This window comes from Rhizobium album (genome assembly GCF_003122325.1).
Lineage (GTDB): Bacteria > Pseudomonadota > Alphaproteobacteria > Rhizobiales > Rhizobiaceae > Metarhizobium > Metarhizobium album.
The window spans coordinates 81,985-106,453 of record NZ_QFBC01000016.1; the positions used below are offsets into that span (position 1 = coordinate 81,985).

Sequence of the window (24,469 nt, forward strand, 5' to 3'; positions counted from 1 at the left end):
ACATAACCAGTTGATGGGGAGCACGATGCTGAAACAACCGACCGATCAAGATCTTCACCGCATTGCGGAAGCAAATCATTTCGTTCTGAACGATGCAGAAATTGGAGCCTTCCAGCAGTCGATAGCAAAATCGCTGGCATCTTACACAACGATAGAGAATCTTTCGGACTCTACCGTCCGAACGCGTGATCGGGACCATGGGCATGCTCCCCTTCCAGAAAAAAACGCATATGGCGCATGGGCATGGAAAACATCGATCCGGACCCGAGAAGATGGGGCGTTGCATGGCAAACGGATTGCGATCAAGGACAATATCTCGGTTGCAGGCGTTCCGCTTCTGAACGGATCCGAGATAATGGAAGGCTATGTTTCCGAAGCGGATGCCACCGTCGTCGCCCGCATACTGGCAGCGGGTGCCGAGATCGCAGGCAAGGCAGTCTCCGAAAATCTCTGCTTCTCCGGAGGCTCACATACCTCATATCCCGGACCGGTACTCAATCCGTTGGACACAAAGCGGATGTCCGGCGGTTCATCGAGCGGAAACGGCGCGCTTCTCGCTGCGAATGAATGTGATATCGCGATAGGAGGGGATCAGGGCGGTTCCGTTCGCATTCCAGCATCGTGGTGCGGCGTCGTCGGACTGAAGCCGAGCTGGGGGCTGGTTCCCTATACCGGCGCATTTCCCATCGAGCCCAGTCTCGATCACCTCGGACCTATGGCGCGAACGGTTGACGACATCGCCCTGATGCTTGACGTGATCGCCGGGCGGGATGGTCTGGATGCCCGTCAGATCGAGGTACCCCATGCACTTCCCTCATACAGCACCGCGCTCGAAGCCAATATCGCAGGCTTGCGTGTCGGCATTCTCAAGGAGGGTTTCGGATGGGAAGGGCTCTCGGATCCCGATGTCGACGACGCCGTTCGGCAGGCCACCGAGACCTTTCGAAAGTTGGGAATGACAGTGAAACAGGTTTCCGTCCCGATGCACCTTCACGGTCTCGATGTCTGGACGGGAATAGCCACCGAGGGCGCTTGGAGCGTCATGGTTCGCGACAACGTCATAGCCTACGGCTCGCAAGCACTCCAGGATATCGGACTCATCGATTTCTATCGAAAAGCCAAGCTTGAGAAAGCACAGCTCTTTTCGCCTACCGTCAAGGGCGTCATTCTACTCGGGCACTATCTCGCCGAGCAGACCGGCGGTGTGTTCTATGCGAAGGCGCAAAATCTTCGGCGAAAGCTCCGTGCAGCCTACGACCAAGCGCTCAGCGAAGTCGATATTCTCGTCATGCCGACGACACCCACCACCGCGCCACGTCACGAGCCGGAGGCTTCGCTTGGACGGACCATGGAGATTGCGCTTAACATGATGCCCAACACTGCGACCTTCGACGCGACAGGCCATCCTGCCCTGTCCATTCCTTGCGCAACGGTTGGAGGCATGCCTGTCGGCATGATGATTGTCGGTCGGCATTTTGAAGAGCAGACAATTTTAGCCGTCGCAAAGGCCTTCGAGACACAAGGCATTTCTCAATCGGGTAGACAGTCTGACGAGGCCTAAAATCCTCCCGTCCTGCCAAGAAGCTACCGTTAAATCGCGCCACCGTTTTCCTTCGCCGGCTCGCCGCACTCAGCATGCGATCCGGCGGAAATTTGCTTGCTACGGTGTGCCCAAGTTTGGAGTTCAACTTGCCCATATCGAAGATTCTTGTCGCCAACCGCTCCGAAATTGCCATCCGCGTATTCCGCGCGGCCAACGAACTCGGGATAAAAACGGTCGCAATATGGGCAGAGGAAGACAAACTGGCTCTGCACCGCTTCAAGGCGGACGAAAGCTATCAGGTCGGCCGCGGGCCGCATCTTGCCCGCGACCTCGGGCCGATCGAGAGCTACCTGTCGATCGACGAAGTGATCCGTGTCGCCAAGCTGTCCGGCGCCGATGCGATCCATCCGGGCTATGGCCTGCTGGCGGAAAGCCCTGAATTCGTCGATGCCTGCAACGCGGCCGGCATCATTTTCATCGGTCCCAAGCCGGACACGATGCGCCAACTCGGCAACAAGGTCGCGGCGCGCAATCTGGCGATCTCGGTCGGTGTTCCCGTCGTCCCGGCAACCGAACCGCTGCCTGACGACATGAAGGTCGTCGCCAAAATGGCCGAGGAGATCGGCTATCCCGTGATGCTCAAGGCCTCCTGGGGCGGTGGCGGTCGCGGCATGCGCGCCATTCGCGATCCGAAGGATCTTGCTCGCGAAGTGACGGAAGCCAAGCGCGAGGCGATGGCGGCTTTCGGCAAGGATGAAGTCTATCTCGAAAAGCTCGTTGAGCGCGCCCGTCACGTCGAAAGCCAGATTCTCGGCGATACCCATGGCAATGTCGTGCACCTCTTCGAGCGCGACTGCTCCATTCAACGCCGTAACCAGAAAGTCGTCGAGCGTGCGCCGGCACCTTATCTCAGCGAAGTGCAGCGCCAGGAACTGGCCGCCCACTCGCTGAAGATCGCCAAGGCAACCAACTACGTCGGCGCCGGTACCGTCGAGTACCTGATGGATGCCGATACCGGCAAATTTTACTTCATCGAAGTCAATCCGCGCATTCAGGTCGAGCACACCGTCACCGAAGTCGTCACCGGCATCGATATCGTCAAGGCACAGATCCATATCCTCGACGGCTTCGCGATCGGCACGCCTGAATCGGGCGTTCCCAAGCAGGAAGACATCAAGCTCAACGGCCACGCGCTGCAGTGCCGTATCACGACCGAGGATCCGGAGCATAACTTCATTCCGGACTACGGCCGTATCACCGCCTACCGCTCGGCATCGGGCTTCGGTATCCGTCTCGATGGCGGCACGTCCTATTCGGGCGCCATCATCACCCGCTATTACGATCCGCTGCTGGTGAAGGTCACGGCCTGGGCTCCGAACCCTTCGGAAGCGATTTCCCGCATGGACCGCGCGCTGCGCGAATTCCGTATCCGCGGCGTTGCCACCAACCTGACCTTCCTCGAAGCGATCATCACGCATCCGAGCTTCAAGGATAACAGCTACACGACGCGCTTCATCGACTCAACCCCGGAACTCTTCCAGCAGGTCAAGCGTCAGGACCGCGCCACCAAGCTGCTCACCTACCTGGCGGATGTCACCGTTAACGGTCACCCGGAAGCCAAGGACCGGCCGAAGCCATCCGCCGACATTGCCGAACCCATCGTGCCCTACACGAATGGTGGTGGCATTCCTGATGGCACCAAGCAGCTGCTCGACAAGCTCGGTCCGAAGAAGTTCGGCCAATGGATGCGCAATGAAAAGCGCGTGTTGCTGACCGACACGACGATGCGCGACGGTCATCAGTCGCTGCTCGCCACCCGCATGCGGACCTATGACATCGCCCGCATTGCCGGCACCTATGCGCATGCGCTGCCAAACCTCTTGTCGCTGGAGTGCTGGGGTGGCGCGACCTTCGACGTTTCCATGCGCTTCCTGACCGAAGATCCCTGGGAGCGGCTCTCGCAAGTGCGCGAAGCGGCGCCGAACCTTTTGCTGCAGATGCTGCTGCGCGGCGCCAACGGCGTCGGCTATACGAATTACCCTGACAATGTCGTCAAATACTTCGTCCGTCAGGCGGCCAAGGGCGGTATCGATCTGTTCCGCGTCTTCGACTGCCTGAACTGGGTGGAGAACATGCGCGTGTCGATGGACGCCGTTGCCGAGGAGAACAAGCTCTGCGAAGCGGCGATCTGCTATACGGGCGACATCCTGAACTCGGCGCGCCCGAAGTACGACCTGAAATACTATACAAATCTGGCCGTCGAGCTGGAAAAGGCCGGCGCGCATATCATCGCGCTGAAGGACATGGCAGGTCTGCTGAAGCCTGCTGCTGCCAAGGTGCTGTTCAAGGCGCTGCGCGAGGCAACCAGCCTGCCGATCCATTTCCACACGCATGATACGTCGGGCATCGCTGCTGCGACCGTTCTTGCGGCCGTCGATGCCGGCGTCGACGCCGTCGACGCGGCGATGGATGCGCTGTCGGGCAATACCTCGCAGCCCTGCCTCGGTTCGATCGTCGAAGCGCTACGTGGTTCAGAGCGCGATCCGGGCCTCGATCCCGAATGGATCCGCCGCATCTCTTTCTACTGGGAAGCGGTGCGTCATCAATACGCGGCTTTCGAGAGCGATCTCAAGGGACCGGCTTCTGAAGTCTATCTCCACGAGATGCCGGGTGGCCAGTTCACCAATCTCAAGGAACAGGCCCGCTCGCTCGGGCTTGAGACCCGCTGGCATCGCGTGGCGCAGGCCTATGCCGACGCCAACCAGATGTTCGGCGATATCGTCAAGGTGACGCCGTCCTCCAAGGTGGTCGGCGACATGGCGCTGATGATGGTCTCCCAGGATCTGACGGTTGCCGATTTCGTCAGCCCGGACAAGGAGGTCTCCTTCCCGGAATCGGTTGTCTCGATGCTGAAGGGCGATCTCGGCCAGCCGCCGTCCGGTTGGCCGGAGGCGCTGCAGAAGAAGGCGCTGAAGGGCGACAAACCTTACACTGTTCGTCCGGGCTCATTGCTCGCGGAAGCTGATCTCGATGCGGAGCGCAAGACGATCGAGACCAAGCTGGAGCGCGAGGTCAACGACTTCGAGTTCGCCTCCTACCTGATGTATCCGAAGGTCTTTACCGACTTCGCGCTGACATCCGATACCTACGGCCCGGTCTCTGTTCTGCCGACGCCGGCCTATTTCTATGGTCTTGGCGACGGCGAGGAGCTGTTTGTCGATATCGAAAAGGGCAAGACGCTCGTTATCGTCAACCAGGCGATGAGCGCCACCGACAGCCAGGGCATGGTCACGGTGTTCTTCGAGCTCAACGGCCAGCCCCGCCGCATCAAGGTGCCTGATCGCGTCCAGGGTGCCCAAACTGCGGCGGCTCGCCGAAAAGCGGAGCCGGGAGATGCTACCCATGTCGGCGCGCCGATGCCGGGTGTCATCTCCCGCGTCTTCGTCTCGCCGGGGCAGGGCATCAATGCCGGAGATGTGCTGGTGTCGATCGAGGCGATGAAGATGGAAACGGCGATCCACGCGGAGAAGGAAGGTACGATCGCCGAAGTTCTCGTCAAGGCCGGCGACCAGATCGACGCCAAGGATCTGCTCGTCGTTTATCAGGGGTAGGGGAACGCTATCTCGTAACCGCGACAGCCGTGGCATTGTCGTTGCCATATTTGGAACATCAGGCGGTGACACGCGCCCGCTAGCGCTGCCTGCTCGCCGCTTCGAGACCGTCCGGCGACGATTGGTGTTTCGCGGCCAAGCCAGATCATCTGTGATGCGGGGTGACGAAGAGAATTCCAGATTTTGGCGCGACGAGTAGAGAGGATGAACCGCTTCCATCGGAAACCCTCCATCGTTGGCGACGATACAGCGGCCGAGAATTTGCGCTACTTCATGGACTTCGCCACCGGTATGCCTGTAGCTTAGGTGGGGATAAGGTGGCAGATGCACATTCATGCGTCAGGTCTCAGTGGGTGCTGGCTCCGGGATCCTTGGGTAAAAACAGCGACGGGAAAATGCTGAAAAACTCGCTACGCTATTTCATCTCGGTCGTCAGACATGGATCGATCCGTGCAGCATCTGCTGAACTACATGTCGCGCAATGGCCTGCTGCCGGTTTATCGGACACGAGGTTAAGCTAATCCCACCTTGGTTTCAAAGTCATTGGGGCTGAGATACCCCAGTGTTGAGTGTCGACGTTTCGGGTTGTAGAAGCGCTCGATGTAATCGAACACGTCCGCTCTGGCGTCGTTTCTCGTGCGATATACCTTGCGTGCCGTTCTCTCCGTTTTCAGTGATGAGAAGAAGCTCTCCATTGCGGCGTTGTCCCAGACATTTCCAGAGCGGCTCATCGAACAAGTGATGCCGTGGTCGCCCATGAGGCGCTGGAACTGCTCGCTCGTATATTGGGCTTCCCTGATCGGAATGATGCAGGAGCGCATCTGGTTTTCCTCGACGCCATATCGCCATGGTCAGCGCATCTGTGACGAGTTGGGCCGTCATGTTGGCATTCATAGACCACCCGACGACACGGCGTGAGAACAGGTCAATGACGACCGCGACATACAGCCAGCCTTCTGCGGTCCAAATGTAGGTGAAGTCGGCCACCCATTTCTGGTTCGGACGGTCTGCCACGAACTGGCGGCCGAGGACGTTCGGCATGATGACTGCACGGTCACCGGCATCCTTTGGCAACCACGCCGTCTTGGCCTGGCCCTGAGCGCATTCAAGCGCATCAATCGCTCGATACGATGGAGACCACACGACAATCCTTCTTCCAACACGTCGTGCCACACGCGACGAGCACCGTATGTGCGGTCGCTGGATTTGAAGCTCTGCGTGATCCTGTCCAGCAGGACCTCATCATAAAGGGCGTGTTCGCTCGGAGAACGATTGAGCCAGGCATGGAAACCTGAACGAGAACTCCCAGCGCTTCGCAGAGCCATGCCATCGGCCAGATAGAACGGTGCTTTGCAATGAATGCGAACTTCATATCGCGTCCCTGGCAAAGTAGGCTGCGGCCTTTTTTAGGATATCGCGCTCCGCTTTCAGCTTGGCGACTTCACGACGCAGCCGCTCGATCTCAAGCTGCTCCGGCTTCATCTGGCCTTTTCCAGGAAACGACTGGCTGGGATCGTCGCCGTATTCACGAACCCATTTGCGCAAGACATTCTCGTGGACATCAAGATCACGAGCAGCCTGCGCAACAGTGACCCCACGTTCCCTGACCAACTTCACTGCGTCAAGCTTATACTCGCGGCTGAATATTCGTCTTTGCATTCATGCTCTCCGGTTTCAGGAGGAACATCTTAACTCGATGTCCATGAAACCGGCAGCAGGCCAAAAAGCGACGAAGCCGCGATGGTCGCGGCCTCATGTGGCTGAATGATTTCTCAACAGAATTAGCCTACCGGGTGCCCAGATGCCCCTATCAATTTGTAGAAGTAGCGGCAGCCGACTCTAACAGCGCCCCCAACTCTCATTCCGGAGCGTAGCGTTCTGAGAAGAACGATGCGATGGCCTCGAAGGCCTGCATTCTGTTTTTCTCCATCAGCACGAGATGTGTGGCTTCGCCAATCTCGACCCAACGCCGGTATGACGCTGCCGTCAGCTTTTGAAAGATGGCAAGTGCAAGATCGATCGTGACATCGACATCCCATTCACCATGCACCAGAAGAGTTGGTGCGGCAATTCGAGCCGGGTCATAAAAAGCGCGGCCCTGACGCCAGTAGTCCCGGATGTCCTGGATGGGGCCGTTGGAGGCTCGAAGACGATCCGGCGAATTTCCACCACTCCACGGATCCTCTGCGAGCGTCGCCTCAGCCCAAGTCTCAAACCATCCCTCGGGCACCAAGCTGTCCCGCGCATATTCAGGTGCAGTCGAAAGCCAGCGCGTTTTCGATTCGCGGACCGGAACAAGTCGGTAGGCGTCCAGTTCTCCGCCCGTGTCGATTGGAATAGGCTTGTCGCTGAGCCATTGCGGCGCGAGGAGCGCGAGCTTGACGACTTTCTCGGGGTTATCCGCAGAAAACGCACCAGCGACGGTACCGCCCCAAGACATACCAAAAATGTTCACACGGTCCAGCCCGCGATGTCGCAGGACGAAATCAACCGCGTGACCGAGATCAACGACCCCGGTTTCAGTTTTAACCACAGGTGGCGAGAGGGCTCCGTCCTGCTCCATCTCAGGCGGTCGGGTGGAATGTCCATAGCCTCGCACGTCAACCGCAAAGACGTCAAAACCGCGAGCCGCGAGAAAGTCCATGTAGGACATACCCCCAAGTCGGACGTCATACAGACTGCCTGAGGAAAAGGTCGCACCGTGCACCATGACGATGGTTCTTTCGGGACCGAACCGTTCAACCCCGCGACGCCGCTTATTGCGCAAGTATAGCGTGATGCCGGGTGTATCGCAGGCGATGTGATGGTCCTCGAATAGGATTTCTTCGAGGTCGATTGTGTTGTGTGACATGATCGCTTCCTTTCAAGCGTAGGACCAGGTGTAACCGTGATCCGCACGCGTCACGTAACCAGCGGAGGAACCCGCAAAATGAGTTGCACAGTAGAGCGCGTGATCGTCTGCGAGCGTGCGGAGGATCTTCTCTCGTGAGGCGGCCGCATCCTCGGGGAACTCGCAGAAGACCGTGTTGAGGTGTGGCCTGAGGACCTGGATAGGGTGGTGGAGCACATCGCCCCCAAAGATCGCCGTTTCATTTCCCGATGTCAGTTGGATTGACATATGCCCGATGCTATGGCCGCGGGTCGGGATAAACTTGAAGTTATCAAGATAATCTCCGCCATCCGGTCCAATGAAGTCCACGAGGCCAGCCTCGATCACCGGAAGAACGCTGTCTTCAAACACGCCACGGCTTGGAATATTTACGTCGTTATGACTGGCGGGGCTGCCGTAGTACTCGGCTTCTTTTCGTGGAAACACATAACGTGCGTTCGGGAACGTTGGTACCCAGCTTCCGTTTTCCAGCACTGTGTTCCACCCCGAGTGGTCTACGTGGAGATGTGTGTTGAACACGTAGTCAACGTCAGCTGGGTTCACGCCGGCCTCGTCACGGAGCCGTTCCAAAAACGGTATATCCTGCTCGTGAAAAAGAGGGTTGAGCGGGCGTTGCTTGTGATTGCCGGAACCGGTATCGATTAGCACAAGGTGGCGGGGAGTGCGAACCACCCAAGTATGGACGCTTTGGACCAGATCATCTCGGTTGTCCTCCAAGTCTACCGTGGCGAGGCGTGCCGCGATACCTTCGAAATCTTCTGGTTTTGCCGTTGGGTAAACGAAGCTTTTTGGAACATTTTTAAGCGGTTGCTCCAGGACCTTCTGGATCGTCACTTCACCGATACGGTGGACCTTACGCAGGAGCGTCATATTACCTCCAATTGACTGGCGTGTTTGTCGCCGCAGAAGCTGGACTTTAATGTCGGAAAAGGTTAGCAATCAAATCGATGAATGAAATAACCTCTATCGATCATTTCAATTTGTGGTCTTTTGACCTCAATCTGCTTGTCGCCTTCGATGCCCTGATGCGGGACAGAAGCGTGACGAAAGCCGCCGCGCGCCTGAAGCTTCAACAGCCGGCGATGAGCCACAATCTCGCAACGCTGCGCCTTTTGTTTCAAGATGAACTGTTCGTCAGAACTGGCCAAATCATGCAGCCGACGTTGAGAGCACATTCGCTTGCTCCCGTGGTCCAGCAGATACTCACGCAAGCTCACAACGCGCTGATATCGGAAGTAGCGTTTGATCCGTCGCAGGAGTCACACACGTTTCGCATCGGCTTCTCGAGTGAGTTGGAAGTCATCTTGATGCCGGAGTTGACCGCGATCCTGAGGAAAACAGCTCCAGGAATTAAATTGCTGGCGCGGGCGGCAAGTCCCGAGCAGGTTCACCGTATGCTCGACGAAGGCGTGATCGACCTCGGGGTTGGCTGCTATGGCCCGGGCAACAATCGCCATCGCCACCGGCAGCTCTTCGAACAGTCTTTGATGTGTTGTTACAATAAAGACCTGCTGGATATGGATGGGCCAGTCGACCGGAAGACATATCTCAATGCAGAGCACGTTCTGGTATCCCAAAAAGACGCCATTGAAGGATGCCTTGACGACGCGCTCGACAAGCTCGGCGTGAAGCTCAACGTGGCTATGGCAGCACCTGAGTTCCTGACCGTGCTGGCTACGGCACGGATGGCGCCGCTGCTGGCTACTCTACCGACTCGTATTATCAGGCGTTTCGCGTCCACGTTCGGATTGACAGAAAGCCCCGTACCACTGGACCTCACAGTCAATCCCATCGCGATGGTCTGGTCGGCTCATTCAGACCGCGAGCCGGCTGCAGAATGGCTTCGTTCACAGGTTGCGACGCTGATTGACGGAATTGCTGATTGAATGTGATTCCCCGGCTTAAGGGGTAATGCCACCGCCGAATTTACCTCCGTGGTGATTTCAAGGACGAGGCTGGCCTGTCCGTCGATCCGCACGATTTCACGGTTGCGACCAAGTGACGGCGGCAGCGCGGCTCGGGATCAGGATGCCGTGCTCGGCCCAACACGAGGATGCTTAAGAACCAGGCGTGAGCAAGATAGTATCGGTCGCAACAGGCATCAGCCGATCGTCTTTGCTCAGAGGGGGCGCGACCATGCCCTCGTCGCGCAGATTGCCGCGCCGGATGCCCCCTGCCGGGTTCGCTCAGGCAATCAACCCGCGACATCATGGGTGCTGTGCAGCCGGAATGGCTTTCCGCGCAACTCCCCGCTACCGCCCGACTAGATCAGCCCAAAACCGCTGGAGCGAACTCCAAACTGGATAAACTTGGATCCAGCCACTTGCTGTACGCCAGGCCGAGATCGCGAAGACTACTGCCAGTGCCTTCGGATGGGAAACGCGCCTCACGCGCGCGCGGCGCTCAAAAGCCGATCAGCAAAGTAGCGTGATGGCGTGGTCCCAAGCGCCTTCCTGAACATGACGATGAAAGCGGTCGTGGTTTCGTACCCTAAGTCGCCTGCTACCTTCTGGACTGTCGCACCACCGGCAAGTTCCCGCAGGGCTATGACGAGATGGAGCTGGCGCCGCCAACGGCCGAAGCTCAATCCCGTCTCCTGGACCATAAGCCTCTTCAGCGATCGCTCACTGACGGCGACATGCTCGGCCCATTGGCCAAGCGTACGGCGGTCGCTCGGGTCTGACAAAAGCGCAGCAGCGATCAGGGCGATCTTTGGATGATCAGAGACGGGCAGCTCCAACCTCTCACGCGGCATCAGCGCGAGTTCATCGAGCATGACCCGCATGAGGCGATCGACATGCGCGTCGCGCCTATCCCGTTCTGGCAGGTCCGCTAACCGATGGATCATCTCCCGAAGCATCGGCGATACCGAAAGCGTGCAGCATTCAGCCGGGAGCATGGCCGCACCGGGCTCGACGAACAGGTAAGTCAGACGAGCATTGGATGTGACCCGATTGCTGTGAGGAACGCCACCGGGCACCCAAAGTCCGCAGTCGGGCGGAACAATCCAGACCCCGCTTTCCGCTGTGCATGTCACCGCGCCATGGAGCGCCAGGATCAGCTGACCCTGCGGGTGCTGGTGCTGGTGTCCCTCGGCTTCATAGTCGGCGAAGTCCACTCTCATGGCCATCGCCGGCCCACGCGAGAGGCTGAGATCGCAAGCGGTACTGCAGAGTGGCTTATTTGAAGGTTGGCCCGATTTCGAGATCATATGGCATTATCTCCAATTCCGGGTCGCGCCGCAATCCTTTAGGATCCTAGTTTAGCAACTCTAGGAGATAGCCATGCGTATAGCCGTGGTTGGCGCGACCGGCAGGATCGGCGCCAGACTTACCGAGAACCTCTTGGCCAAAGGCCATTCAGTCAAAGCTCTTTCAAGAGGAGGGCCTGCCCTTAACGCACTTGTCGCGAAAGGCGCGGAGCCGTTTCTCGGTAGCTTCGACACGGGCGATGGTGAGCTTGGCAGGTTCTTCGAAGACGCTGACGCTGCGTTCCTGATGGTCAAAACCCTTTGGGGGGCGGAGGACTTTCATGGGCACTACCCTGCGGTAGCCCTTCGGTTTTTCGACGCACTCCGGGATTCCCCGGTCAAATTGGCCGTGAGCTTGACCGCAATGGGGTCGGAACTCAGTGGAAACACCGGCCATTTCCAGGGCTTTCATATCCTGGACCAGATTCTCAACCGGCTACGCGATATCAATCTGGTGCACCTGCAGGGTGGTTGGTTCATGGAGGACCTGTCCAGGTGGGCGGATGCAATCGCGCAGCACGATAGGATTGGCTTTACGCTTGCCCCCGATGTCAAAGCGCCTTGGGTTTCTATCCAAGACATCGCGGATTTTGCGGCCAAGGAGTTCGATACGCCGCCTGACCAGTACCGGTCGGTGAAGCAACTTGGCATTGATTACATGATGACCGAAATCGCCGCGATGATCGGTCAGGCAGTCGGTCGAGAGGTGGATTATCGCTTCGTCGATCCGAGCGATCGCGAGGTTGAAACGGCATTCCGGGAGAGGTTCGGAACGCTCGATCGGTGGGTTTATGACAAAAACACCGCGGCGGCTCTTAACGACGGTCGTGTAAAGTTCCACGATGATCGTCCGGCACTTCCAACGACGATGGCAGACTTCGTCAGGTTCACTCTCAGACCTCTGATCGAGAAGGCGCGGACGGATGGCGTCAAACCGGAGACCTTCCTGACGTGGAGCTCGCGACGATAGACCGGTTTCGATCATTCCGAGTCATACGGGCTCGATAAGCACGTCGATTCATCGGTCGGCAGCTAGTCAGGCTGATCGCATCGATCAGGCGTAAGGCGAACCCGCCATCGCGGCCTTGATCCCGATGCTTCCCTGGTCGATGAGGGCGAGTAGAATCCGTTGCGCCTCGGCCTCATCACGATTGCGTTCGAAGGTCTGATAGGCCTGGACGAACGCGACGCCCCAAGTCGCCAGCAGCAAATTCGCAGCCAACTGCGCATCTGCATCACTGCGATCTTGGCCTGCCCTTTCCGCGAGTCCTTCCTGGACCACGGCAGCAAGCTCATCGCGGATCGCCCTGGCACGGGCCTTCAGCGTCTCGCTCTCAGCGATCGTCTGCATGAAGCGCGGGCTCGCGTCGAAGAAGCGGACATAATCGCGCTGCTCCGCCACGACCTGATGCGCAAACAAGCGCAGCGTCTCGATCGGACCAATCTCAGGGTCGCTTTGGCGCAACACCGCTCGCACCTGCTCGCGCGCCGCATCGTCGAGGTCAAAGAACATGTCCTCTTTCCGGGGGAAATGATTGAACACTGTCATTCGCCCGACATCCGCGGCTTCGGCAATCTCATCGACAGTCACGCGATCGAAGCCATGAGCGTCGAACAGGCGCGCGGCCGCATCGGAGATAGCTTGGCGGGTGGCGAGCCGCTTGCGGGTCCGTCGATCGATTGGGACTATTGACATTGGAAACTACGGCCCCTTATCTGTATTGAGTATAAATATTGATTGAGTCTCCTTTTTCCTTATGTCTGATCGGCGGTGGTTGATGCAAGAGAAAATTGACGATACCGGCATCCGGCAGATGAGCCTGCTCGTCTCGGGCGCGAGCTTTGCCGGGCTTTCGACGGCCTACTGGATGAACCGGCTCGGATATCAAGTCACCGTCGTGGAGGTCGCTCAAGGCCTCAGGAAAGGTGGCACGCCTGTCGATATTCGCGACCGCACGATCGGCATCGTGGCACGCATGGGCCTTCTTGACGAGATCAGATCGCGGCGCCTTCCGCCCAGACCGACCATCTTCAAGAATGCCGACGATGAGATCGAAGGCCGCCTCCCTCCTCAGTCAGCGGACGAGGAGGAATATGAGATAGAAAGGGACGTGCTCCTCGGTATGCTGCTCAAGGCGATCGAGGGACGTGTCGAGATCCTCTTTGGCAATTCAATCGTTAACTTAACCGAGACGCAGCAGGGGGTGCGAGCGTCGTTTGCGGATGGGTCGGAACGCGCATTCTCACTCGTCATCGGCTGCGACGGCAATCACTCGGTCGTCAGGAAGATGAGCTTTGGGGACGAGGCAACCTATAGCCACTTTCTGGGCGCATATTTCTCCATCTCGGTCGTCGACAGGCTGATGATCGGGCAGGATACGACGCAGGTTTTCAGCATGCCTGGCAAGTCGGTCATATTGAACGCCTACGATAGCAAGACCGACATTGTCCTTGGTTTCCGTTCCGATAATGAGCTTGATTACGATCGTCGCGACCAAGCGCAACAGAAACGCATCATCAAGGAGCAGTTCAGCGGGCTCGGGTGGAAGGTCCCTGCGCTCTTAGCGGAGATCGAGGCCGCGGATAATTTTTATTTCGACAAACTCTGCCAGATCAGAATGCCGTGCTGGACAAGCGGCAGGATCGCACTCGTTGGCGACGCGGCCTATTGCGCCTCCCCGGCAGCGGGAATGGGCGGATCATTGGCAATAATTGGCGCGGCGGCATTAGCTGACGCCTTCGAGATGCACCCCGGCAACTTCGCATCCGCCTTCGAGGCGTACAACGACGGCCTGCGCACATTTATCGACGAAACGCAGATGCAAGCCGTCGATTTCGGACTGGAGATTTTCTTTCCAAAGACGGAAGAATCCATCCGGCGCAGGATGGAACAGCTACCCGTGACATAACCGGTGACGCTAGGCGAAACGATCGAGCTCTTGTGGACGCTGCAAAGCGGGCAGAACCCTCTTCACCCCCCCGCGACACACGCGCTCAGCCAAGCCGAGGCGGCGGGCTATTGCGTTTCGATCGCTTTGGAACGGAAACGGTTTTGATCTTTACTTCGAAGACTAATTCGCGCTTGTTCCGCTTCGTTCAACATCATCGAATTCCTTCCGCGAGGCTTCAATATCTTGCCAGGTATCCCTGATCCAGCCTGTGAAGGCAGCCAACGGATCCAGCATGGACCTGCCGCGGGACGTTAATTCATACTCAACCCGCGGCGGCACTTCAGGATAATAATGACGCGCCACAAGACCGTCACGCTCGAGACTGCGAAGCGTGAGGGTCAGCATCCTTTGCGAAATGTCCGGAATGCCGCGTCGGATCGCGCCGAACCGCATGGGTGTATCAGGTGACAGGGCGAGCATCGATACGACCAGAATAGTCCATTTGTCGCCGAGACGGCCCAGCACGCTGCCGGGTGCGCATGGGGTCAAGACGGGGCCCCGTGCGGTTTCGATAACGGGGCGGCCATTGATTTCACGCTGCACGAATGAACTCCTTCAATGGTTATGATGATGTAACCGACGATCAAAAATGTGCCGTCTTGCGCCGATTTGCAATCGGTATCATTTGATAACCGTCATTAATTACGGATGGTAACCAATATGGATCACACTGCAGAATTTCTCGTGTTTGGCGCGACCGGACAACAAGGCGGGGCGGTTGCACGCGCATTGAAAGCGAAGGGGAGACAGGTTCGAGCTTTTGTCCGCGATCCGGAAAGCGGCAAGGCCAAGGCTCTGGCTGCCCAAGGTATTTCCCTGGCAGTTGGCGATCTGTTCGATCCTGTCTCGATCGATCGGGCGATGGCCGGCATCGTCGGCGTGTTCAGTGTCCAGACCAGTTCACCCGCAGGTGAAATCACGGACGAACAGGAAGTCTGGCAAGGCAAGGCGATTGCGGACAGCGCACTTCGGCAGGGCGTTGGACATCTCCTCTATTCTTCCGGCGGGGCAGCGGGAAAAGGTCCGACGGGAATGGGTCATTTCGACAGCAAGTCCGAAATTGAAGCTTATGTGCGAAGCCTCCCGATCAAGAGTACGATCACCCGTCCGGCAAGCTTTATGGAGATGATGCTTCTGCCCGGTATGGGACTGCCTCAGGGCGAATTCACCTTCTTCATGCGCCCAGAGCAGTCCATGCAGATGATCGCGGTGGACGACCTCGGCCGGATCAACGCCGAAATTCTCTCTAACCCGGATCGTTTTGCCGGGAGGGCGATCGAGCTTGCGAGTGCATCGGTGACCGGCAAGGAGGTTGAACAGGCATTCACAAAAGCTGCCGGCAAACCGATCGTTTACAAGCGCTTTCCTGAAGAATTGCTTACGAAGAACCCTTTCCTCAATCGTCTGACGGAACTTCTGGAAAATGGTTTGCTCGCAGGCGCCGCGGATATACCGGCCATCGAGCGGGAATTTGGTCATCTGACTTCGCTTGAGGAATGGCTCGACGGGCCTGGAAAACCGCACTTTGAAAACGCCCTCAAGGACGACAAGGCTGAGGTGGCCCTTCGCTAAGAGGCCAACGCGAGCGATGCAAATAGGCCTTCGTATCGAACTTTGATCGCTGACGTCATGTCCGCGACAGATTGAGTCCCGCGCTGCGATGTTGCGAACTGGGGTTGGGGACGCGGGCAGAATGACATCGCGACCGCGTATCGGGTCCAGTGTTTACGAGGAAAAGCGTAAGCGCCCGGTGAGTCAGGCTTTGAGATTTCCCACGAACACCTGAAGTTACGTCACTAATTCCGTCATTAGCGACGTCATCAGGGATGAACTATGGGCCGCATGGAGATTTTGACAGGCGTCGAGCGTCGGCGTGATTGGTCCGACGACGAGAAGCTTTCGATACTGCAAGAGGCGGCGACCCGGATGTCAGGATCGCCGACGTCGCTCGGCGTCACGATATCAAACCGCAGCAGATTTACACTTGGCGACGGAAGTTTGCAGCGGAGCAGGCTGAGCCAGTGGTATCTTTCCTGCCGGTCGCATTGATCGCGACGCCATCGAGCGACGAGGCCGAGCGTCCGGCACCAGTGGACAAGCCTACCACAAAGCGCTCGGCACGGCCCATACGGATCAAGATCGGTTGCAAGGGCGGCCGTGTATTGAAGGTGGAAGCCAACATTGAGCCTGATGTCCTAAAGGCACTGATCCGCTCGTTGAAGACGCATGATTGCGCCAGGCGCAAATGTGTGCGTCTATCTCGCCTGCGGTGTGACGGACATGCGCAAGGGGATCGACGGCCTGATGTCGCTGGTGCAATCGTCGCTCCGCCAGAAGCCCGCGTCCGGCTCGGTGTCTGCGTTTCGAGGCCGTCGTGGTGATCGCATCAAGCTGCTGTTTTGGGATGGGCAGGGATTTTGCCTCTACTACAAGGTCCTAGAGAAGGGCCGCTTTCCCTGGCCCTCCGCGACCGATGGCACTGCCCGGCTGATGGCAGCGCAGTTGTCGATGTTGTGGGAAGGTATCGACTGGCGGCGAACCGCTTGGACATCTGCGCCGATACGGGTTGCGTAGAGTAGAGGCCAATCTTTACAGTTAGATAGGTGGCATTCTGACGCCAAATCGGGTATGGATTTTGGCATGGAAGAAGGCCATTCGAATCTGCCGGATGACGTCGATGCGTTGCGAGCCATTATCGCCGCGCAGGCCGATAGGCTGGCTGAACAGGCTCGAAAGCTTCAATCCCGCGACACCCTGATCGACAAACTGAAGGTGCAGCTTGCGGTTCTCAAACGGGCACGGTTCGGCTCGTCGTCCGAGAAGATGGACCGCGCCATTGAACAGCTCGAACTGGCGCTGGAAGATATCGAGGCGGCCGAGGCGGAAGCCATGGCAGTCTCCGGGGTCCAGGCATCGTCGTCGACTGCCGGTCCAGCAAAGGCCAAGCCGAGCCGCCAGCCATTGCCAGATCATCTGCCACGCCATGACGTGACGCACCAGGCAAGCTGCTCATGCCCAGTCTGCGGCAGCTCCGACTTCATCCGTTCAGGCGAGACCGTCAGCGAGGTTCTCGACTATGTCCCGGCCTCGTTCCGTGTCGTGCGTCATATCCAGCCCCGCTTCACCTGCAAGGGTTGCGATACGCAGGTTAAGGCCGAGATGCCGTCGCTGCCCATCGAACGCGGCAAGTCGGGACCGGGGCTGGTTGCCCATGTGCTGATCGCCAAATATTGCGATCACCTGCCTCTTTATCGCCAATCCGAGATTTATGCGCGGGAAGGCGTCGATCTGTACCGCTCGACCATGGCCGACTGGATCGGCAAGGCCAGCACATTGCTGGAGCCGCTGCTAGCGAAGCTTCGAGACCATGTGTTCGCTGGCCGTCGACTTCATGGTGACGACACGCCCGTTCCGGTTCTAGAGCCAGGCAAGGGCAAGACCAGGACCGGGCGCTTGTGGACCTATGTTCGCGACGGACGTCCCTGGGGTGACACGATCCCACCTGCAGTCTGCTACTTCTTCAGTCCGGATCGCAGGGGATTGCATCCCGGGCAGCATCTGGCCACTTTCTCCGGCGTGCTGCATGCCGACGGTTATGCAGGCTTCCGTGATCTCTACGAACCACACAAGCCAGGCGGCCCACCGACCATCCTGGAAGCCGCCTGCTGGGCGCATGCAAGACGCAAGTTCTTCGATCTGACAAAGTCGGGCAAAGCACCGATTGCGGAGGAAGCGCTGCGTCGGATTGGCAAACTCTACGACATCGAAAAGGCCATTCGTGGTGAACCGCCAGATGTGCGGAAAGCTGCACAGCAACATAGTGGCACTCCCAAGGTCGAAGCCTTGCGGCTATGGCTGGACGACAATCTCAAACGCCTGCCGCAAAAATCCGGAATAGCGGAAGCGATCCGATACGCGCTTTCCCGCTGGAAATCGCTGTGCCGCTTTCTTGAAGACGGCACCATCGAGATCGACAACAATGCGGCCGAACGGGCGATCCGGCCAATTGCGCTCGGCCGCAAGAACTGGCTATTTGCGGGATCAGACAAGGGCGGCGAACGCGCCGCTGCAGTCCTGTCGCTGATCGAGACCGCAAAGCTCAACGACCTCGATCCAGAAGCCTACCTGCGGGAGGTACTCACCCGCATCGCCGATCATCCCATCAACCGGATAGACGAACTCCTGCCGTGGAACCTGCAAGTTCTGTCAGAAATGGCCTGACCGGACGCTTACGGAAAAGCAGCCAGTCTCAGCAGTGCAAACAGGTCGATAAAGCTGTCATGTGATGGCGGCCTCATCACCATGTATTGCTTCAGTCCGCGCTCGTTCTCCTCATCGGAGAGCTGCAACCAAATTATCGTCAGATCATGGCAGCCGGGGGCTGGGCCCGCTTGTCCAGCATCGCCAACGAATCCTGTTTGGGCGAACGCTCGAACCTGCGCGAATACTCGCGACTGAACTGGGAGACACTGTCGTAACCAACAGCTTGCGCCGTCCGCGTCACGTCATTGCCCTTGGAAAGAAACTGTCGCGCAGCCTGCAGTCGCAGCGCTTTCTGATATTGGATCGGGCTTGTCGCGGTAGCCGATCTGAAATGCCGGTTAAAGGCCGGAACGCTCATACCGGCGACTTCGGCGATGGTCCTAACGGTGACAGGCTGATCGAAGTGGGACCGCATCCAAGCGATGGCTTTGCGTATTTGCGCCCGACTGCCTTCCTCGCGGACAAACTGCCGCAGCACTAAACCATGCGCACTCTGCAGCAGGCGGTACAGCAGTTCACGCTCCCTTGGTCTCGCCAGCGCGGCGATATCTCCTGGGGCATCCAGCAGCCTCAGATGCTGGCTCCAAGCCTCGAGCAGTTCCGCCGTTCCTTCCGCCACGCTGAAACTTGACGGTTCAGGAAGGCTCGGCGCCGGGGGAGGCAGATCCGCAAGCAGTTCCCCGAGCAGCAGAGGATCGACGGTAAATCCGACTGCCACATACGGCTCGTGGTTTGCTGTTTCGAATAGGCACCGTGTGGCGGGTAGTTCGATTAGCGAAGCGAACGATCGTCCGGGTCCCTGGTTCAGTGTTTCGTTCCCGATTACAAGTTGCTTGGTCCCCTGAAGCACCAAGCAGAAACCCGGTCCGCACAGCGTGGTTTCTGGATCACAAACGCCATGCGATATCGCAACGCTCAACCGCGGAACAGGAGTCGTCATCTGCGGTCCGGCGAAATGGGCCAGTACGCGATCGCGCATTTTTTTGAGTAAGTCTTGCATCGATCAAATCTAACTCGACGCGTGGACGTGAACAAGCCAAATGATCCGATTAGGCAAAAATTGGATCGAATCCGGCGTTGTTTAATTGCAGGGTAGGAACGACATTTGGAGGGAACAGCTTGAGACGACATGCGAAGGGCCACCGTTGCACAGACTAACCTTCATCCACACGCTCATGGAATGAGATGATCACGCTCAATAACTCGAAAATTTCATCAATACCCCCCGGGGTCGCGGCGAGGGCCGCGCAACGTCATCATCCGATCGACCAAACAGCCCGCATCGGCGATCATGGTGAAGCATCCAGTTTGAATACAGCACCTCGCTACGTCGGGTTGTAGTAACCCAAAGCGGCAACGCGCAAACGTCGGATTCGGCCGCTCCAACGTACTCGTCCACGAGTGCATTTGCCCGGTCGCGTAGTTGAAAGACCACCGAACGTACAATCCCCGACGTCGCCTCGACGTTCGACACACCATCAACCAATCCCAGGAGAAAACTAGATGAAAGCCATGATCCTTGACGCGCCTGGCGGCCTTGATCGTATTCGTCTTGCAGACATCGACGATGCGCGTGCACCGGCCGCCAATGAGATACGCGTCCGCATGAAGGCTGGCTGTATCAATTATCACGATTATGGAGTCGCCAGCGGCAGGGCGCCGACAGAAGACGGTCGCATCCTGCTGGCAGACGGCGCGGGGATCGTCGAACAGGTCGGGAGCGAAGTAACAGACTTCCTGCCCGGCGACGCTGTGCTGACCTGCATCTTTCCGCAATGGCGTTCGGGGCCGCCGCAAGTCTCCGACTTTTCGCAGACACCGGGCGATGGAGTAGACGGGGTCGCATGCGAGACGTTCACAGGGCCAGTTGGCCTGTTTACACCGATACCGCGCGGCTACAGCATGGCGGAGGCGGCGACGATCACGACCGCCGGCGTGACCGCTTGGCGCGCGTTGCTAGTAAATGGCCCTCTTCAGGCCGGTGAAACAGTGCTCGTGCAAGGCTCGGGCGGCGTGTCGCTCTACGCGCTTCAGATCGCCAAGGCGCTCGGTGCCAGGGTGATCGCTACATCCTCCTCCTCGCACAAGCTCGCGCGGCTGCGCGCGCTCGGCGCGGATCATGTCATCAACTATCGTGACGAGCCGGAATGGGGTCGCCTTGCGCACGAATGGACCGGCGGCAAGGGCGTCGACCACGTTATCGACGTCGGCGGGCCGACAACCCTACCGCAGTCGATTGAGGCCGTGAAGATCGGCGGTCATATAGCGATGATCGGCCTCCTCGGCGGCCTGGAAGCCAAGATCCCGATGATCCCAGTGTTCGCCAAGCAGATCCGGTTCCAAGGTTGCCTCAATGGCAGTTGGCAAGACCAAGCTGACCTAGTGGAATTTTTAGCCACGCACGAAATCAGGCCGGTCCTCGACCGCAGTTTCAGGCTTGAGGAACTGGCGGAGGCCTTTCGATACGAGGAGTCGGGACAGCACTTTGGTAAGATCGTCATCGATATTTAATCAAATGCTGGCCAACGGCGGGCATGCATTTGCCCGCCTTTTCACCTGAGGACTGTACGTCCCGGGATTGTCAAATGGCAGCGACGGCGCTTCTACGATGAGCTGAGTAGGGGAGGGAGCAATGTCCTGGCCCGACGGCTGGTCTCGCAGCAGCCATTGCCGCCGTAAGCCGCTGTACAGTTCGAGCTACTCAGGGAGCCCCCCATCGCCGAAACGTGCATGTTTGAGGTTCTCCACGTGCCTTTTGCTGAGCCTGCTCCACTGTCGTTTGTGCCTCGGGAAGCAGGCGAGATCACTCGATTTGCGGCCCGCGCTCGAGATAGGTACCAAGAGCCACAAATGTTTTGACGCTCTTAAAGCCCTCTAGACGATGAAACGTACCAAGGAGTTTTTCGAGGGATGCAGGATCTTCGGTTCTGACCTTCAGAATCATGGCTGTGTCACCGGCGACAGTGTGGATCTCTTCGATTGCGCTGGAGCTCGTCATTTCTAGAACCCTGCGCGTCGTCTCCCAGTTGCTAGTTTCTAAATGAACAAATGCGAGAAGGTTTTTGCCGATCTTTGGCCCATCAAGCAGCGCCACCGTTGCGCGGATAAAGCCGCCAGTTCGGAGCCGCTTTACGCGCTCATGAACGGCCGGTGGCGAAAGATGGATCTTATTGCCGAGTTCGCCGTAGCTTAACTCCGCGTTCTCAGCCAACAGACTTAACAGTTTTCGGTCCATTGCGTCTAACCCATCATCAAGATGCCTTTTTCGCCGAACGTGCTTCGTAACTTTTTCCATAGGCTTGTCTCCGCATTTTCTCCGAATATTCTGCTGTTAATATTTTACTGTAACGAACATTATTCGGCAAAGGAGTAACTTGAGTGGAGATCGCGACACACCCTGATTTCGACGATCACGAGATGGTTCTGTATTGCACGGACAAGACTACAGGGCTTCGCGCGTTCATTGCGATCCACGACACGACCCTAGGCCTTGGCATGGGCGGATGTCGGATGAGAGCCTATGGAAGTGATGCAGACGCTTTAAGCGACGTCTTACGCCTGTCGCGGGGGATGTCCTACAAGTATGCTGCGAGTGGATTGGAGCATGGCGGAGCTAAAGCCGTGATCATTGACGATTTAGATGCCAGCAGACGTACGGAACGTCTCCTAGCGTTCGGACGCATCATCGAAAGGCTTGGCGGCCTTTACACGACTGCGGAAGATGCCGGCATTTCTACTGCTGACGTTCGTTTGATGAGCTCGGTCACTGAGCATATTCGAAACCTTCCTTTGGAAGATGGAGGCGAAGGCGCTCTTTGTACCGCTTGGGGCGTTTTTCACGGTATCCAGGCTGCTCTTGAGTTCCGCGGGTTCTCTGACCTGTCCGACCGCGCGGTGGCGGTTGAGGGATTGGGTAAGGTCGGCATGGCGCTTTGTGAATTGCTCAAGAACGCTGGTGCTCATTTGATCGTTTATGATCTCGACGAGCAGAAAGTTCGAGCCGCCCAGCAAAACTTTGGTGCAACGGCTGTGGCGTCAGGACAAATTCATCTGGCTGACGCCGACGTTTATTCGCCCTGCGCGCTGGGAGGGACGCTCAACCAAAAGACTATTCCGGAAATCCAGGCCAAGATTATCGCCGGTGCTGCGAACAATCAATTGAGCGCCCCGTCCCAGGATAAGCTGCTCTGGGAGCGTGGTATTACCTATTGCCCCGACTATGTCGTAAACGCCGGTGGTGTTCTGTCGGTGGCGCGCAAGGGCGTTCAGTTCAAGCTGGCAGAAGGCTTGTCCCGCGTGGCAGCAATCCACGAGACGACGCACAAAGTTTTGGCCATGTCAAAAGCCGAGGGCATTCCCACGGGAGTGGCTGCTGACCGCCTCGCGCGTAGACGTCTGCAAGGATAGCTATTGATATCGGCGGAAAGCAAGCAAGGACCTTGGCGACTGTTGCGAGCGACACCAGCCGAACGATGACCGGTGAGCCGCTCCCACATGGCCCGCAGGCTCCCGTCGAGTTCGAGAAGCGGCAGAGAATCTGACCCGCGGGTGTCTTAAACTCGCCGCTATTCAACCCATCATTACTGCCTCCCGCATGAGAGCGAGAGCTCAGTCGGAAGGGCACTCGCATTTTAAGGATGCCGAGACGAGGACAATTGAACCGTCTTCCTCGATCAGGCATGTCCATCGACTACACTCCCAATCGGGAGATTTTTGCGCCTATAGCCTTGCGATGAAGAGTAAAGCTTCCCAGCGATGCGGAGGCCGCGTGCGCCCGCCGCAGTGATGTTCGTTGCAACCTGTGTAGCCGCGTCCTCGTCTGCCCAACCACATGCAACTCGGCTTTTATTGCGAGCAGCGCCAGATACGTTTCGAACTTCTAGTTTAGCCGCCGAAATTTATCCGCGGGCCTGAAGTGAGACCTCCGGGCGCGGTCGGCCGCACGCGGTCCATCCTTTCGCTTCAATAGTTAGGATTTCCCGACTTCAAGCACGTGCCGCCGAATAGTCCATGTTTTTCAGGTCTTCGAGCAAGCTTGGTCCTGTCGGCAGCCAGCCAAGTTTTTCCCGGGTCAGTGCGCTCGAAGCCGGGATGTCCGCCGCAGCGAACATGGTGAACCAGCCGAAATGGGCTTCCGCCTCTTCTTTCGGGAGTGAGACTGCCGGGAACCCGAGCCCTATCGCGACCGCTTCGGCGATATCACGCGCTGCAACACCCTCTTCGGCCACAGCATGATAGCGGGCGCCAGGCTCGGCGCGACCAAGCGCCTGGACATAGAGCTTCGCCACATCGTTCACATGGCCTGCAGCCCAGCGATTGGCGCCCTGGTCGACATAGGCAACGACGCCCTTGTCGCGAGCCATGTCGATGTAGAGCGAGATGAGGCCCTGCCTGAAGGTGTCGTGCACCTGCGGAAGCCGAACGACACCGAGGTTGACGCCCGCTTCGAGCTGTTCCTGGCCAGCAAGTTCCGAGGCTATCCGCGGATTGAAATGACTGGCGTCGAACACATCCTCGCGAGCGGGTTCACCATCCCCAGGATCGCCGATGCCGACACCCGAAGTAACGAACATCGGCCGGTCCGATCCTTTCAAAACTGACCCGAGCGCGGCAATGACACGGCGATCCTTTTCGCAGTTGGCGACGAAATTGGAGAAGTCATGATCGAACGCCGTATGAATGACGGCGTCGGCATTCTCGGCTCCTTTCGCCAGGCCTGCGGGGTCCTCCAGTGTTCCGCGATAAGCGGATGCGCCGGCACTTGCCAGTTCTTTCGCGCCGGAGTCGGACCGGGTGAGGCCTATCACCTCATGGCCAGCGGCCAACAGTTCGCGAAGGACACGGGATCCGATGAAACCGGTGGCACCTGTCAGAAAAACACGCATATGAAATCTCCTGCATTGACGTGCCAAGTGATCTCATGAAAAATTGTCCTGTTAAAGTAGTAACTTTATCATGGTA

General features: G+C 58.0%; 18 protein-coding genes and 2 pseudogenes. 11 read left to right on the forward strand and 9 right to left on the reverse strand.

Annotation, left to right across the window (positions count from 1 at the left end; all coding sequences use genetic code 11):
• The first annotated feature begins 25 nt into the window (after nt 1-25).
• Nucleotides 26-1,561: an amidase gene (locus DEM27_RS25925; protein ID WP_109461141.1), complete on the forward strand. Its 1,536-nt coding sequence runs from the start codon at nt 26-28 to the stop codon at nt 1,559-1,561.
• A 128-nt stretch (nt 1,562-1,689) separates the two neighbouring features.
• The gene (gene pyc, locus DEM27_RS25930; RefSeq protein WP_109461217.1) at nt 1,690-5,154 is read left to right on the forward strand and encodes a pyruvate carboxylase; all 3,465 of its coding nucleotides are present in this window, start codon (nt 1,690-1,692) and stop codon (nt 5,152-5,154) included.
• A 512-nt stretch (nt 5,155-5,666) separates the two neighbouring features.
• On the opposite strand, the pseudogene DEM27_RS25935 reads toward pyc, so the two are convergent.
• The 3 genes and pseudogenes from DEM27_RS25935 to DEM27_RS25945 form a co-directional block, all read right to left on the reverse strand.
• Nucleotides 5,667-6,813, reverse strand: a pseudogene (locus DEM27_RS25935) (IS3 family transposase).
• Nucleotides 6,814-7,012: 199 nt separating this feature from the next.
• The gene (locus DEM27_RS25940; RefSeq protein ID WP_109461142.1) at nt 7,013-8,005 is read right to left on the reverse strand and encodes an alpha/beta hydrolase; all 993 of its coding nucleotides are present in this window, start codon (nt 8,003-8,005) and stop codon (nt 7,013-7,015) included.
• A 12-nt stretch (nt 8,006-8,017) separates the two neighbouring features.
• Entirely contained in the window at nt 8,018-8,914 is an 897-nt protein-coding gene (locus DEM27_RS25945) for an MBL fold metallo-hydrolase (RefSeq protein ID WP_109461143.1), read from the reverse strand.
• 77 nt (nt 8,915-8,991) lie between these two features.
• On the opposite strand from DEM27_RS25945, the gene DEM27_RS25950 reads away from it, so the two are divergent.
• Nucleotides 8,992-9,930, forward strand: a complete 939-nt coding sequence (locus DEM27_RS25950; RefSeq protein ID WP_109461144.1) for a LysR family transcriptional regulator — start codon at nt 8,992-8,994, stop codon at nt 9,928-9,930.
• A 500-nt stretch (nt 9,931-10,430) separates the two neighbouring features.
• On the opposite strand, the gene DEM27_RS25955 is transcribed toward DEM27_RS25950, so the two are convergent.
• Nucleotides 10,431-11,255 (reverse strand): AraC family transcriptional regulator, encoded by an 825-nt coding sequence (locus tag DEM27_RS25955; RefSeq protein WP_109461145.1) that lies wholly within the window; start codon nt 11,253-11,255, stop codon nt 10,431-10,433.
• Between the two features lie 73 nt (nt 11,256-11,328).
• Here DEM27_RS25955 and DEM27_RS25960 point away from each other — a divergent pair, with 73 nt between their 5' ends.
• On the forward strand, nt 11,329-12,264 hold the full coding sequence (locus DEM27_RS25960) for an NmrA family NAD(P)-binding protein (RefSeq protein WP_109461146.1): 936 nt from the start codon (nt 11,329-11,331) through the stop codon (nt 12,262-12,264).
• Between the two features lie 84 nt (nt 12,265-12,348).
• On the opposite strand, the gene DEM27_RS25965 is transcribed toward DEM27_RS25960, so the two are convergent.
• On the reverse strand, nt 12,349-12,990 hold the full coding sequence (locus tag DEM27_RS25965) for a TetR/AcrR family transcriptional regulator (RefSeq protein ID WP_109461147.1): 642 nt from the start codon (nt 12,988-12,990) through the stop codon (nt 12,349-12,351).
• Between the two features lie 82 nt (nt 12,991-13,072).
• On the opposite strand from DEM27_RS25965, the gene DEM27_RS25970 reads away from it, so the two are divergent.
• Nucleotides 13,073-14,203: an FAD-dependent monooxygenase gene (locus DEM27_RS25970; RefSeq protein WP_109461148.1), complete on the forward strand. Its 1,131-nt coding sequence runs from the start codon at nt 13,073-13,075 to the stop codon at nt 14,201-14,203.
• Nucleotides 14,204-14,365: 162 nt separating this feature from the next.
• On the opposite strand, the gene DEM27_RS25975 is transcribed toward DEM27_RS25970, so the two are convergent.
• Complete coding sequence (locus DEM27_RS25975) at nt 14,366-14,788, reverse strand: winged helix-turn-helix transcriptional regulator (protein ID WP_109461149.1); 423 nt, start codon at nt 14,786-14,788, stop codon at nt 14,366-14,368.
• Between the two features lie 117 nt (nt 14,789-14,905).
• Between DEM27_RS25975 and DEM27_RS25980 the strand changes: the two genes are divergently transcribed.
• The 4 genes and pseudogenes from DEM27_RS25980 (at nt 14,906) to tnpC (ending at nt 18,466) form a co-directional block, all read left to right on the forward strand.
• Complete coding sequence (locus DEM27_RS25980; RefSeq protein ID WP_109461150.1) at nt 14,906-15,817, forward strand: NmrA/HSCARG family protein; 912 nt, start codon at nt 14,906-14,908, stop codon at nt 15,815-15,817.
• A gap of 305 nt (nt 15,818-16,122) precedes the next feature.
• Nucleotides 16,123-16,257, forward strand: a pseudogene (locus tag DEM27_RS35290) (transposase); the annotation flags it as partial.
• Between the two features lie 214 nt (nt 16,258-16,471).
• On the forward strand, nt 16,472-16,819 hold the full coding sequence (gene tnpB / locus DEM27_RS25990) for an IS66 family insertion sequence element accessory protein TnpB (protein WP_109461152.1): 348 nt from the start codon (nt 16,472-16,474) through the stop codon (nt 16,817-16,819).
• A 66-nt stretch (nt 16,820-16,885) separates the two neighbouring features.
• Nucleotides 16,886-18,466, forward strand: a complete 1,581-nt coding sequence (tnpC, locus tag DEM27_RS25995; RefSeq protein WP_109461218.1) for an IS66 family transposase — start codon at nt 16,886-16,888, stop codon at nt 18,464-18,466.
• A 139-nt stretch (nt 18,467-18,605) separates the two neighbouring features.
• Here the strand turns inward: tnpC and DEM27_RS26000 are convergent, their stop codons facing one another.
• The gene (locus DEM27_RS26000) at nt 18,606-19,508 is read right to left on the reverse strand and encodes an AraC family transcriptional regulator (protein WP_109461153.1); all 903 of its coding nucleotides are present in this window, start codon (nt 19,506-19,508) and stop codon (nt 18,606-18,608) included.
• A 503-nt stretch (nt 19,509-20,011) separates the two neighbouring features.
• On the opposite strand from DEM27_RS26000, the gene DEM27_RS26005 reads away from it, so the two are divergent.
• Nucleotides 20,012-21,019, forward strand: coding sequence for a zinc-dependent alcohol dehydrogenase family protein (locus DEM27_RS26005; RefSeq protein WP_109461154.1), 1,008 nt, complete (start codon nt 20,012-20,014; stop codon nt 21,017-21,019).
• Nucleotides 21,020-21,311: 292 nt separating this feature from the next.
• Here the strand turns inward: DEM27_RS26005 and DEM27_RS26010 are convergent, their stop codons facing one another.
• Entirely contained in the window at nt 21,312-21,803 is a 492-nt protein-coding gene (locus DEM27_RS26010; protein ID WP_109461155.1) for an Lrp/AsnC family transcriptional regulator, read from the reverse strand.
• 83 nt (nt 21,804-21,886) lie between these two features.
• Here DEM27_RS26010 and DEM27_RS26015 point away from each other — a divergent pair, with 83 nt between their 5' ends.
• On the forward strand, nt 21,887-22,915 hold the full coding sequence (locus tag DEM27_RS26015) for a Glu/Leu/Phe/Val dehydrogenase family protein (protein WP_109461156.1): 1,029 nt from the start codon (nt 21,887-21,889) through the stop codon (nt 22,913-22,915).
• Nucleotides 22,916-23,493: 578 nt separating this feature from the next.
• Here DEM27_RS26015 and DEM27_RS26020 read toward each other — a convergent pair.
• Nucleotides 23,494-24,393 carry an SDR family oxidoreductase gene (locus DEM27_RS26020; protein ID WP_109461157.1) on the reverse strand — a complete coding sequence of 300 codons (900 nt, stop codon included), beginning with the start codon at nt 24,391-24,393 and terminating at the stop codon, nt 23,494-23,496.
• Between the last annotated feature and the right edge of the window lie 76 nt (nt 24,394-24,469).

Excerpts from the sequence above, each read along its gene's own strand:
- DEM27_RS26010 (WP_109461155.1), bottom strand. The coding sequence starts at position 21,803 with ATGGAAAAAGTTACGAAGCACGTTCGGCGAAAAAGGCATCTTGATGAT.
- DEM27_RS25980 (WP_109461150.1), top strand. The coding sequence starts at position 14,906 with ATGGATCACACTGCAGAATTTCTCGTGTTTGGCGCGACCGGACAACAA.
- DEM27_RS26020 (WP_109461157.1), bottom strand. The coding sequence starts at position 24,393 with ATGCGTGTTTTTCTGACAGGTGCCACCGGTTTCATCGGATCCCGTGTC.
- DEM27_RS25940 (WP_109461142.1), bottom strand. The coding sequence starts at position 8,005 with ATGTCACACAACACAATCGACCTCGAAGAAATCCTATTCGAGGACCAT.
- tnpB (WP_109461152.1), top strand. The coding sequence starts at position 16,472 with ATGATTGCGCCAGGCGCAAATGTGTGCGTCTATCTCGCCTGCGGTGTG.
- DEM27_RS25950 (WP_109461144.1), top strand. The coding sequence starts at position 8,992 with ATGAATGAAATAACCTCTATCGATCATTTCAATTTGTGGTCTTTTGAC.
- DEM27_RS25970 (WP_109461148.1), top strand. The coding sequence starts at position 13,073 with ATGCAAGAGAAAATTGACGATACCGGCATCCGGCAGATGAGCCTGCTC.
- DEM27_RS25955 (WP_109461145.1), bottom strand. The coding sequence starts at position 11,255 with ATGATCTCGAAATCGGGCCAACCTTCAAATAAGCCACTCTGCAGTACC.
- DEM27_RS26005 (WP_109461154.1), top strand. The coding sequence starts at position 20,012 with ATGAAAGCCATGATCCTTGACGCGCCTGGCGGCCTTGATCGTATTCGT.
- DEM27_RS25945 (WP_109461143.1), bottom strand. The coding sequence starts at position 8,914 with ATGACGCTCCTGCGTAAGGTCCACCGTATCGGTGAAGTGACGATCCAG.
- DEM27_RS25925 (WP_109461141.1), top strand. The coding sequence starts at position 26 with ATGCTGAAACAACCGACCGATCAAGATCTTCACCGCATTGCGGAAGCA.
- tnpC (WP_109461218.1), top strand. The coding sequence starts at position 16,886 with ATGGAAGAAGGCCATTCGAATCTGCCGGATGACGTCGATGCGTTGCGA.
- DEM27_RS26000 (WP_109461153.1), bottom strand. The coding sequence starts at position 19,508 with ATGCAAGACTTACTCAAAAAAATGCGCGATCGCGTACTGGCCCATTTC.
- DEM27_RS25965 (WP_109461147.1), bottom strand. The coding sequence starts at position 12,990 with ATGTCAATAGTCCCAATCGATCGACGGACCCGCAAGCGGCTCGCCACC.
- DEM27_RS25960 (WP_109461146.1), top strand. The coding sequence starts at position 11,329 with ATGCGTATAGCCGTGGTTGGCGCGACCGGCAGGATCGGCGCCAGACTT.